Source organism: Streptomyces bathyalis (assembly GCF_015910445.1).
Classification (GTDB): domain Bacteria; phylum Actinomycetota; class Actinomycetes; order Streptomycetales; family Streptomycetaceae; genus Streptomyces; species Streptomyces bathyalis.
In genome coordinates this window covers 2,197,443-2,208,978 of the sequence record NZ_CP048882.1, presented here as the reverse complement: position 1 = coordinate 2,208,978, position 11,536 = coordinate 2,197,443, and the positions used below count along the sequence as shown (strand labels likewise).

The following is an 11,536-nucleotide window of genomic DNA, read 5'->3' as shown; positions in this document are numbered from 1 at the left end:
CTGCTGACCGGGGCGTTCAGGGCGCGCTGTGACGTCTCACGCCCCTTGCCGCTCCCCGTGGTACCGCTCGGCGAGGCGGGCGAGCGCGACCGCGCCCAGGAGCAGTCCGAAGTCGCGCAGCGCGACGTCGTAAAAGCCGGGGAGGGTCAGCAGATTGAGGATGATGCCCGCGAGCCAGCCCGCCACCAGCCAGCCCCCGAAGCGCGGGGCGAGGGCGACGACGATGCCCGCGACGATCTCGATGACGCCCACCGCGTACACGGCCGCCTGGGCGCTGCCCGGGACGAGGCCGTTGATCCACGGTGCGAGGTAGCCGGGCCAGTCCACGAGCAGGTTGGCGAACTTGTCCAGCCCGAACAGGATCGGCGCCACCGTGAACCCGGTGCGCAGGATCAGGAATGCCTGGTGGCCCGGCGACGGTCGCTGCTGTGTCCGCCTGGAGCCGGTCGGCTGACCCGGGAGCCCGGCGGTGTTCCCGCGCGGTTGCGTGGCGACGAACGCGAAGTGCCACAGGGCGGGAGTCAGTTGAGCTGAATCCCGCCCTCTCCTCAGCGTCCTCCCGGGCGCTCAGGGATCTCTCGGCGCTTTGCGATGGCGCCGGCTACTGCCCTGCCGCGGTCTTGGTCGCCGGGGCCTCGGTCGCGCCCTTGGGGACGGGGGCCTCGGTGATGTCGAGGAAGATCTGGTCCGCCTCCGGTACGGCCTCCTTGATGGACGCCTTGATGCGTTCCGAGACGAGTTCGAGCTGTTCGCTCTCCAGGCCGGGAACCAGGTCGACCCGGGCGGCCACCAGCGTGGAGTCCATGCCGAGTTGCATCGTCAGCAGCATGTCCACGTTGTGGATCTCGGACTGCTTCTCCAGCACGGCCTCCACCCGTTCCCGCGTCCTCGGGTCGGCGGCCTCGCCGATGAGCTGGGCGCGGGTGTCCGCCCCGAGGCGGAACGCGATCACCATCAGCAGCGCCCCGATGGCGAAGGAGGCGCCCGCTTCCCACAGCGCCGACCCGGTGGCCATGTGCATCGCCATCCCGACGATGGCGAAGCTGACACCGACGACAGCCGTGCCGTCCTCGGCGACGACCGTACGCAGCGCCGGGTCCTTCACCCCCTGCGAACCGGGGTCCTTGCGCACCTGGTGGACCGCCCTGATCAGGGAGCTCGCCTCGGCGAGGAGGGCGACGGCGAGCACCACGAGTCCCACGGCGTAACCGCTGTGGGACTCCTCGGAGGTGCTGGTCAGTGCCTCGTATCCCTGGAAGAAGGAGAAGCAGCCGCCCATGACGAAGATGCCGACCGCGGCGAGCAGCGACCAGAAGAAGCGCTCCTTGCCGTAGCCGAACGGGTGCTGCTTGTCGGCGGGTTTCTTGCTGCGCTTCAGGGCAGCCAGCAGGAACACTTCGTTGAGGCTGTCGGCCACCGAGTGCGCGGCCTCCGACAACAGGGCGGGGGATCCGGCGAGAAGGCCTCCCACAGCCTTGGCGACGACGATGACCAGATTGGCCGCGAGCGCCACGAGGACGGTGATTCGCGTCTTACGGTCCGAGTTCTTCGGCTCCGAGTCCTTCTGAGTCAAGTGGCCTCCATGGGCCCCCGGTTACCCCTGCTTCGTCCCGATACACGCCAGCAGGTGTCCCCTGCGGGCACACCCTCTTCACCCCTCGTCCCCGGGCGTCCCGGACATGTGTGGCGCCCACGAACGGTCCCGGCTCGGGACATCGGTGCGGCCATCCTTCACCCGCAGAGGCACCTGATCCCGCGACGCGAACCGGCATCCGTCCTTCGGGAGTTCGCCCGGGCGCGGGCCGATGGCCAGGAAAGATCCACCTCTCCGGATCGAGCATTTCTTGGCGGGTTGGTGAGAAATCCGCGAACCCTTGAACCGTCCATGCCAACATTTTGCTTGTTGCGGGTGGGATGGGTTCAGACGGCCCAGGCGTGAGAGAGCCGGGCGTCCTGCCGTGCGGCGGCTTCGCGGACCATCGTTCCCCTCCGCGTGAGGGCCGGGCAGATGAGGACAAAAGCATATGGCCAAGGGAAAGCACAGACGCGTCAAGTCGCCGGGGGCGACGGGGCCCACGGCCGTGCGCAAGGCCGTTGTCGGGCTCGTTTCCAGCGTGGCCGTGGCCGGCGCTGCGAGCGCCGCCCTCACGGACGGGGCCGGCAAGAGCCAGGCGTCCGGCCCTCAGCACTCCCGTGCCGACCTCGCGTATGCGGAGGACAGCGAGCCGTCGGACTACAGGACTTCGGACATCGCGCCGCATGGAGTGCCTGCTCAGGCCCTGCAGGCGGGTGGATCGCCACAGACAGCGGCGCAACGTGCGGCGGAGCAGCCTGCAGAGCAACGGGCAGCGGCACAACCGACTGCGGCACAGCGGACTGCGGCACAACCGACCGGGGAGAACTGCGACGCACGTGCGAAGTCCACGCAGCAACTGATCAAGGAGCTGGGTCCCGAGTGCCGGAACAGCACGGCTGAGCGCAGGGCGGCGGCCCAGGAACTCGGGAACCGCGGGACGTTCGTCTCCGATCCGACGACGAACAGGCTGTACTTCCAGCCCATGGCCGTGGCTTCCGAGTGGCGGCTCAGCGAAGCACGTGAGATGTCCACGCAGGACTTGATCGACCGGCTGAACCCGGAACGTGGAGTCAGCCAGGACGCCCGCACGGCTGCCTTCCTGGGGCTCCAGGACCGCGGGTTCCAGATCTTCGACCCGCAAACCCAGGACCTGCACTTCAACCCCCAGTTGCTGGTCGACGGCAACTCGGGCGATCAGTCCGACCCGGGGGGTTCCCAGCTTCCCGTGAACGGGGCTCCGGGCGCTGACCAGTTCGGCGTGCCCAAGGCTCCGGCCCAGGACCAGTTCGGTCTGCCCGAGGTTCCGGGCGCTGACCAGTTCGGTGTGGCTGATTCCTCCAGCCCGAGCCAGGCGGACGTGCTCCCGGCCCAGGCTCCGGCCCCGGAGGCGGCCCCAGCACCAGCACCGGCCCCCGCACAGGCTCCAGCACCGGCGCCGCTACCCGCCCCGGTCTCGGCACCTGTCGCGGCACCGGCACCGGCTGCCCCGTCCGCGGCGCCGAAGGGAGCGGCACCACAGCAGGCCGAGCCCATCGTCGGCGGCAGGATCGAGATCCCCACCGGAACGAATTCCTTCGTCTTCATTCAGGGCGGAGCCAACTCGAAGATCCTCTCGATCACTGGTGGGGGCGGCGTCGGTGCCGGCGGCAACAGGTCGTTCGTCGGTTCGTTCCCCGCACCCCCGACCGGCGTCAACCTCCGTGGCGATGTCTCGCTCGTGTCTCCGGCCGCCAACCTGAAGGGCGAGGCAAGGGTCAATTTCAATCCCGTGACCCGAGAATTCTCCGGCGGTGGTTCCGGAGAGATTCAGGTGAACACCCCAGGTGGAGACGCGGTTTCGAGAAAGGTGTCCCTGGACGTCAAGCCCGACGGCGAAGTGAAGTTCACCGACACCAGCGGCGGGGCAGTCGATCTCGGTGGGCGCAAGCTCAGCGTCGATGCCTCGCAACCTTCCAGTGACGGAAGCCAGTCCCCGTCCTCATTCCGTTTCGGCCTCACGGGCGGGCCGGCCGACGACAGGGCATTCAAGGTGGAGGGGCGGATCGAGGCCGATGCCACGGCCAACGTTCCGTTGGACGACTCCCAGAACACCCGAGGTACTACCCCAGGCGCTCAGGCCCCCGGTCTGACCGACGGTCCTGTCCCTCCGGACAACGGCACCGGTACGCCGACTGCCCCGGCCCCTGGCGGAGTTGAGACCCCCACGCCTGAGGCACCCGCGCCTGAGGCTCCCGCGCCTGAGGCACCTGCGCCTGAGGCACCGGCGCCTGAAGCTCCGGCCCCTGAGGCACCCGCCCCTGAGGCACCCGCGCCTGAGGCTCCCGCGCCTGAGGCTCCTGCGCCTGAGGCTCCTGCGCCTGAGGCTCCTGCGCCCGAGGCCCCCGCGCCTGAAGCTCCTGCGCCCGAGGCCCCCGCGCCTGAAGCTCCGGCCCCTGAGGCTCCCGCGCCCGAGGCACCCGCTGACTTCGGTGGCGGCGGCGGTGCTGACCTTGGTTCCGGTGGCGGTGACTTCGGCGGTGGCGGCGACTTCGGCTCCGGCGGCGGTGACTTCGGTGGCGGCGGTGGCGATTTCGCCGGTGGCGGGGGTGACTTCGCCGGCGGGTTCTGACAATGGCGTGAGTGAGCAGTTTCGATAACTCACCCACGTCCCCACGCAGTTCGAGCAGGAGGGCCGGATCCCCGGCCCTCCTGTCCGCGTTCCGGCGCGCTCATGGCCACGGTGCGGGTAATTCGCGCGCTCACTCCTCGGTCGAGACCAGCGCTCGTGCCGCTCCGCGGGGAATCGCCCGTCCAGGGGCGAGAAAACAACAATGGCAAGGAATCGTTCACTCCCTGCCATGCTCAATTTATAACAGACAGGGGGGATTGCGGCAAGACCCGGGTCGTACTGCAGAATCCTCCGGTCGCAGCCAAAACAGACACATGGGGGAATCGGCGAATGCTTGATACCGACAGCAATGCGGCTGGGTCTTTCGCGACCGACTGCTACGTGCTCGGTCTCCAGGAGATCGACCGGACGCAGGTCGCGTTGGCCGGAGGCAAGGGCGCGCACCTGGGGGAGCTCTCACGGGTCGAGGGGATCCACGTCCCGGCCGGCTACTGCGTGACGACCGACGCGTTCCGGCGGGTCATGGCAGAGGCGCCGTCGATCGATGGTCAACTCGTCCATCTCTCCCGGGTGAACCCGGAAGACAGGGACGCGATCCGCGCGCTGAGTGCGGAGATCCGCAGCAGCATCGAAGGGATCGTCATCCCTGACGATCTGGCGGCAGCGATCACATGCCCGCTCGCCGGGCTCGACGAGGAGGCCGCCTACGCCGTCCGATCCAGCGCGACAGCTGAGGACTTGCCGACGGCCTCCTTCGCGGGCCAGCAGGACACGTACCTGAACGTCGTCGGGCGGGCGGCGATCCTCGAGCACGTCAACCGGTGCTGGGCCTCGCTCTTCACCGAGCGAGCCGTGACCTACCGCCTGCGCAACGGCTTCGACCATCGCAAGGTCCACATGGCCGTGGTGGTGCAGCAGATGGTCTCCTCGGAAGCTGCCGGCATCCTGTTCACGGCGGACCCCGTCACGTCGAACCGGAAGGTCGCCACCGTCGAAGCCGGCTTCGGCCTCGGCGAGGCCCTCGTCTCCGGTCTGGTGAACGCGGATGTCTACAAGGTCCGGGAAGGCGAGGTCGTCGAGAAGGCGGTCGCCAAGAAGCAACTGGCCATTCACGGGTTGCCACAAGGCGGGACGCAACAACGGGCGATCGAGCCCGAGTTGCAGCAGCAGCCGGCGCTGACCGATGTGCAGGTCGTGCGGCTCGCGGAGCTGGGCCGACGGATCGAGGCCCACTTCGGCCGCCCCCAGGACATCGAATGGTGCCTGGTCGACGGCGACTTCCATATCGTCCAGAGCCGGCCGATCACGACGCTGTTCCCCATCCCGGTGACGGAGGACCGGGACAACCACGTCTACATCTCAGTCGGTCATCAGCAGATGATGACCGACCCGATGAAGCCCCTGGGCCTCTCCTTCTGGCAGTTGACAACCCCGCGGCCCATGGCGGAGGCGGGCGGGAGGCTGTTCGTCGACGTCACCCAGGGCCTGGGATCGCCGGCGAGCCGCGACCAACTCCTCGAGATGTCCGGGAAGTCCGACCCCCTGGTCAGGGACGCGCTCCAAACCGTCCTCGACCGCGGCGACTTCGTACCGTCGCTCCCGGAAAAGAGTGCCGGCCACGCGTTTTCCGGCGGCGCGCCGGCCTCGATCGAGACCGACCCCGCCATCGTCGCCGGGCTGATCGCGCGCACCCAGGAGTCCGTTGCCGCCGTCAGGCGTGACATCCGGACGAAGTCCGGACCGGAGCTGTTCGACTTCATCCTGGAGGACCTTCAGGAGCTGAGGCGGCTCCTGTTCGATCCGGAGAGCCTTCCGGTGATCATGGCGGGGATGGACGCGGCCTGGTGGCTCAACGAACAGCTGAACACGTGGCTGGGCGAAGAGAACGCCGCCGACACGCTCACGCAGTCCGCTCCCCACAACGTCACCTCGGAGATGGGGCTCGCACTCCTGGACGTCGCAGATGTGATCCGCCCGCATCCGGAAGTGGTCGCCTTTCTGCAGGACGTCGAGGACGAGGGCTTCCTCGACCGCCTGGCCGGCCTTGCGGGCGGCAGGGAGGCGGCAGGCGCGATTCGGGACTACCTCGACAAGTACGGCATGCGCTGCGTCGGCGAGATCGACATCACGAGGCCGCGTTGGAGTGAACTCCCCACCACACTCGTGCCGATGATTCTGAGCAACATCGAGAACTTCGAACCGGGGGCCGGCGAGCGACGCTTCGAACAAGGACACCAGGAGGCCGAGCAGAAGGAACGGGAGCTGCTGGAGCGCCTGCGGTCCCTGCCGGACGGAGAGCAGAAGGCCGAAGAAACCAAGCGGATGATCGACCGCCTCCGCACCTTCGCCGGGTACCGGGAGTACCCGAAGTACGGCATGGTCAGCCGCTACTTCGTCTACAAGCAGGCTCTGCTGGAAGAGGCCGGGCGTCTCGTGCGGGCCGGACTGCTCCGTGAGCGGGAGGACATCTACTTCCTCAGGTTCCAGGAACTCCACGACGTCGTACGCACGGGACAGGTGGACGACGAACTCATCCGGGAACGCAAGGAGGCGTTCAGGGCGTACCGGGCCCTCACGCCGCCCCGTGTGCTCACGTCGGACGGCGAGGCCATCGCCGGGACGTACCGACGGGAAGACGTGCCGCCCGGCGCGCTCGCCGGCCTGCCGGTCTCCAGCGGGAGCGTCGAGGGGCGGGCCCGCGTCATCCTGGACATGGCCGAGGCCGATCTCCAGGCGGACGACATCCTGGTCACCGCCTACACGGACCCCAGCTGGTCACCCCTGTTCGTCGCGATCAAAGGCCTGGTGACGGAGGTGGGTGGCCAGATGACGCATGGCGCGGTGATCGCCCGGGAGTACGGCCTGCCGGCCGTGGTGGGGGTGGAGAACGCCACCCGCCTGATCCGTGACGGGCAGCGGATCCGCGTGAACGGAACAAGCGGGTACGTCGAGATCCTGTCCTAGGCGTGCAGTGAAGCAGGCGTGGTTGCAACGGAGTTGCGGCGCGTCGTTGACCGGTCAGAGGGGCGGCGCGGGCGGCTCGGGCCGCTGGTCACCAGGCGTCCCGGGCCGCTGCTCACCGGCCGAGGGCCGTGACTGGGCCGGCACCCCGGCCTCACCGGCGCCGGGATGGGGCACGTCCTTCGACGGGGCAGCCGTTTGTGCCGCGGACCTCCAGCGCGGGTTCAGTGCCACGGCGCAGACCGCGAAGGTCAGCCCGAACAAGCCGAAGATGATGGCCAAGTTGCCCTTCGCCTGGACGTCCGCCTGCCGCGCCGCGACCTGAGCGGACCACGCCACGGAGTCCTTCTGGATGCAGTTCCAGAAGTCCTGGTCGGGCGGTTCCTCCCCGGACTGGTAAGGGCAGGCGGAGTCCTCGAAGGGCTCGTATTCGGTGACGCTCTTGTAGTAGCCCTGCGCGACGGTGGGCTCCAGCTTGTCCGACACATGGGAGGTCGCGGTCAGAGCGACAATGGCCGTGATCAGCGCCGCGAGCATGCTGAGCGTTGCGAGAACGATGCAGGCGACAGACCCGGCGCTGCGTACTGGAGACGTCATGGCCGGAGAGAGTACACCGACGGGTTCGTCAACTCCGCCCAGTTCAAGGCAGGTTGCTGTTCCTCGCCGCCCGCCCGGAGGCCGGCGTCGCGACGCGCGCTCAGCAGTCGAACACCGACCAGCAGATGTCGTTCCGCAACCGCTGGTCGTCAAGGACGAGTTCGCGGATGGCCTCGGGGAGCTGGTCGCGCTGCCACTGGCACTCGCGTCTCCCTGCGGCCTCCTCCTCGCCTTCCGGTGCGGCAGCACGCGCGGCCTTGATCGCATAGGCGGCCGCACCGAGCTCGTGCGCGGCGACGTGCGCGACCACCGCGGCCTGGCCGGCGGCGTATGCGGCATGCCGTGCCGCCCCGCGCAGGTCTCTGGCCGCACCCATCGCATGGCCGCCCGCCGCACGAGCCTCCATCATCTTGACCTCGCCGCGCACCCAGGCGTGGGCATGCTCGATCGCTCGACGCGGCCGAGGGTCCTCCGGCCGAGCCGACTCGAAGAGGTCGAGGACGTGCTCCGCGCAGGATGCCGCCCAGAGAGCGAGGAGGTGGTGATCCGGATCGGTGAGGGTCCCACCGCGGCGGATCGTCACGAAGCGAGGGTCCCGGACCTTCGGAAGGATCATGATCGGCACTCCTGGTGACTTGCAGTCGCCCTGCGCCCAAGGCCGCGCACGCGCGCCAGGTACGCCCCGGGCAAAGCCTGCGAACCCAGTTGCCGATCCGCAAGGTTGCCGCGGCATGAGGAGCCTACCGAGATCAATCTCGGGGGCTTTTCCTGCTCCCGCGTGCTGACCTGGGACAACGCCGCCACCGGGGAGGGCCAGAACGTCACGTCGTGGGAATCTCTCAGCAATTCGGCGCAAATCCACTGCGACGCCATTCAATCCACTCGGTGGTGCACTCAGAAGAATGGATGACGGCCGGACGGGAGCATCCGCACCCACGACAAACTTGTTTCATAAGCACGAGAACGCCATCCTCGCGGACCGCCTGCGCTAGGCTCAGCGCCGTCTTTAGGCCTCGTAGGTCTAGGCCTTGTACGCGATCAGACCCGCAATTCAATGGTGTTGTCATTCGCAACGACCAGGGCCAACACCATTTCCCTTGATCATCTCACAGCCCTGGAGGAGACCGGGCTCGTGAAATTCGAGGCGCTGAATGACGCGAAATGAGTGGAGTGAAGTCAATATGGGAAGAAAAGGCCACAGACGCTCGCGCAAGGCGAACAGAACGATAGCTGTCGTCGCAGCGCTGGTGGTTGGGGGTGGCGGCGCAGCGGCGATCGGTGTGAGCGCCTTCGCGGGGTCGGAGAACTCCGGTCCCGCCGCGAGCACGATCGACTGTCCTGATGTGAGCCTTGCACTGGGCCAGATACCCAAGGGCGCCAAGGAGCCCGTGGGTCAGAAGCTTGCCACTCTGGACCAGCAGGTTGCGCAGGCGTACGGCCAGTGGAACTCCCAGGAGCAGAGCTCCCAAGAGGCCCTCGGCCAGTTGAAGCAGCAGCGCGCGGAGACCATCCGCAGCATGGGTGAGGACATCCAGAACGCCGGCGGTCAGGCCCCCGGTGACGTGGAGTCCATGGCTCAGTGCCAGATGATGCAGGATCAGGCCACCCAGGAGGGCCAGGAGGGCGGGGCCGAAGACGGCCAGCAGGTCCAGGGCCCGGTCGCCTCCGACTTCGTCAACATCGAAGACGTCCAGCCCAACGCCTCCAAGGAAGAGGACCCGGGCGGCAGCTTCGAGACGAAGTGCGGCAACAACGAGAACGAGCACTTCAACTCGGACAACGTCATCGCCGCTCCAGGCGTTCTGAACGGTGCCCACCACGTGCACGACTACGTGGGCAACGAGGACACCAACCAGGCGTCCAGCGACGAGTCCCTCGCCGCTGCCAACACCACGTGCGCCAAGGGTGACCAGTCGACCCACTACTGGCCCGTGATCCGTTCACTGGACGGCAACGAGGACCAGCGGGGCGCCGTCCAGGAAGGCGACATCTCGAAGGAGCAAAGCAACCAGGGGCAGGCACAGCCCCAGGGCCAGCGCACCGGAGATGACGCCGGCCAGGACCAGGGCCAGGACCAGGGTCAGGAGCAGCCTCCGGCCGAGGAGGAGGACCAGGGTCAGGAGCAGCCTCCGGCCGAGGAGCAGCCCCCGGCTGAAGATCAGGGTCAGGGCCAGGACGAGGGTCAGGAGCAGCCTCCCGCCGAGGAGGAGGACCAGGGCCAGGAGCAGCCTCCGGCCGAGGAGGAGCCCCCGGCTGAGGGTCAGGACCAGGGCCAGGACCAGGGTCAGGGTGAAGGCGAGGAAGACCAGGTCGGCGGCGGCCAAGGTGCCGAGGCCCAGCCCGGTGACGGCGGTGCCAACGACCTCAACGTCGGCACCATCCTTACTCCCGATCCCACGATCAAGCTGACCTCCGGCGGTGCCGACCAGGTCATCGAGATGCCTCGTTTCCTGCGCATCATCACCGGTGACGCCAAGTCCTTCACCAACGGCGACGAGAACGCCAACGCATCGTGGAGCTGCGAGGGCTTCGAGGACCGTCAGCTGAAGGACAAGTACCCGCTCTGCCCCGAGGGCAAGAAGATGATCCGTACGTTCAAGTTCCAGAACTGCTGGGACGGTCAGAACACGGACAGCGGCAACCACCGCGACCACATGAAGTTCTCGGACGACCAGGGCAACTGCCCCGAGGGATTCCAGAACATCCCGCAGGTGCAGCAGACGATCAAGTACGACATCCCGCAGCAGAACCTGCTCAACACGGACACGCCGTTCGCGGTGGACTCCTTCCCGGAGCAGCTGCACAAGGCCATCACGGACCACAGCGACTTCATCAACGTCATGCCCAAGAAGCTGATGGAAGAGGCCGTGGACTGCATCAACGAGAACAAGGAGTGCCCGGGCGAGTCCGAGGACACGGGCGGCGACGAGGGAACAGACTCGAAGCCGGACTCGGGCTCGAAGCCGGACGACTCCAAGCCGTCGGACTCGGACAAGGACAAGCCGGACTCGAAGCCGTCCGACTCGAACGGTGACTCGGGCTCGAAGCCGGACGAGTCGAAGCCTGACTCTGGCTCCGAGCCGGATGACTCGACCCCGTCCGACTCGAAGCCCGACTCCGGCTCGAATGCGGACTCCGGCTCGGCTTCGAATTCGGACTCGGGCTCCAAGGCGGACTCTGGTTCGAAGTCGGACGACTCCACGTCGTCGGATGCGAACCAGGACAAGCAGTCCTCCGCGTCGGACTCGAAGTCGGACGACTCCAAGTCGTCGGACAAGGCGTTGGGTAACTCCACCCCGGAGGCCGTGAATCGGGACAACCCGGTCGAGGAATCGGACGAGTCGACCCAGCTGGCGAAGGAGCAGGACAGTGACCTCGCCGGTACCGGCTCCAACACCCCGATCGGCCTGATCGTCGGGATCGCCGCGGCAATCGTGGCTGCCGGTAGCGCCCAGGTGTGGTGGCTGCGCCGGAGGAACGCTGCTCGGGACTGACCTGCAGTAGCCCACCGGCTGTGAACACCCAGGTCCCGTACCCGCTCACAACGAGCGGGTACGGGACCTCGCCTGTTCAAGGGACGGCCCACACGCAACAACGCCCTGCTTCCAGCATCCAGGCTGGTCACAGGGCGTTTCGGCACTTCAGAAGGAGTACCCCCGGCAGGATTCGAACCTGCGCACACGGTTCGGAGGGCATGGTCCAACGGAGCACGGCCCGCGGTCTGGCCGGGGTCTTCTGCTCATGGCCTGACGGGTTGACTGCTTGCGTCCACGTCACCGCCGTCTGGACCGGCA

The 11,536-nt window shown here is 67.7% G+C and carries 7 protein-coding genes; 3 read left to right on the top strand and 4 right to left on the bottom strand.

Annotated features, from left to right (window positions below; genetic code table 11):
• Positions 1-36: 36 nt before the first annotated feature.
• Both G4Z16_RS09410 and G4Z16_RS09405 read right to left on the bottom strand, forming a co-directional pair.
• Positions 37-393 carry a hypothetical protein gene (locus G4Z16_RS09410; protein ID WP_425508154.1) on the bottom strand — a complete coding sequence of 119 codons (357 nt, stop codon included), beginning with the start codon at positions 391-393 and terminating at the stop codon, positions 37-39.
• Positions 394-601: 208 nt separating this feature from the next.
• A complete protein-coding gene (locus G4Z16_RS09405) occupies positions 602-1,573 on the bottom strand; it encodes a cation diffusion facilitator family transporter (RefSeq protein WP_197350404.1) in 972 nt (323 codons plus the stop codon).
• Between the two features lie 451 nt (positions 1,574-2,024).
• Between G4Z16_RS09405 and G4Z16_RS09400 the strand changes: the two genes are divergently transcribed.
• Together G4Z16_RS09400 and rph are read left to right on the top strand one after the other, a co-directional pair.
• Positions 2,025-4,184 carry a hypothetical protein gene (locus G4Z16_RS09400; RefSeq protein ID WP_197350403.1) on the top strand — a complete coding sequence of 720 codons (2,160 nt, stop codon included), beginning with the start codon at positions 2,025-2,027 and terminating at the stop codon, positions 4,182-4,184.
• Positions 4,185-4,514: 330 nt separating this feature from the next.
• Entirely contained in the window at positions 4,515-7,148 is a 2,634-nt protein-coding gene (rph, locus tag G4Z16_RS09395; protein WP_197354276.1) for a rifamycin-inactivating phosphotransferase, read from the top strand.
• A 54-nt stretch (positions 7,149-7,202) separates the two neighbouring features.
• Here the strand turns inward: rph and G4Z16_RS09390 are convergent, their stop codons facing one another.
• On the bottom strand, positions 7,203-7,742 hold the full coding sequence (locus G4Z16_RS09390) for a hypothetical protein (protein WP_197350402.1): 540 nt from the start codon (positions 7,740-7,742) through the stop codon (positions 7,203-7,205).
• 100 nt (positions 7,743-7,842) lie between these two features.
• Complete coding sequence (locus G4Z16_RS09385; protein ID WP_197350401.1) at positions 7,843-8,358, bottom strand: putative immunity protein; 516 nt, start codon at positions 8,356-8,358, stop codon at positions 7,843-7,845.
• A gap of 727 nt (positions 8,359-9,085) precedes the next feature.
• Here G4Z16_RS09385 and G4Z16_RS09380 point away from each other — a divergent pair.
• Positions 9,086-11,236, top strand: a complete 2,151-nt coding sequence (locus G4Z16_RS09380; RefSeq protein ID WP_246530755.1) for a DUF1996 domain-containing protein — start codon at positions 9,086-9,088, stop codon at positions 11,234-11,236.
• Positions 11,237-11,536 lie beyond the last annotated feature (300 nt).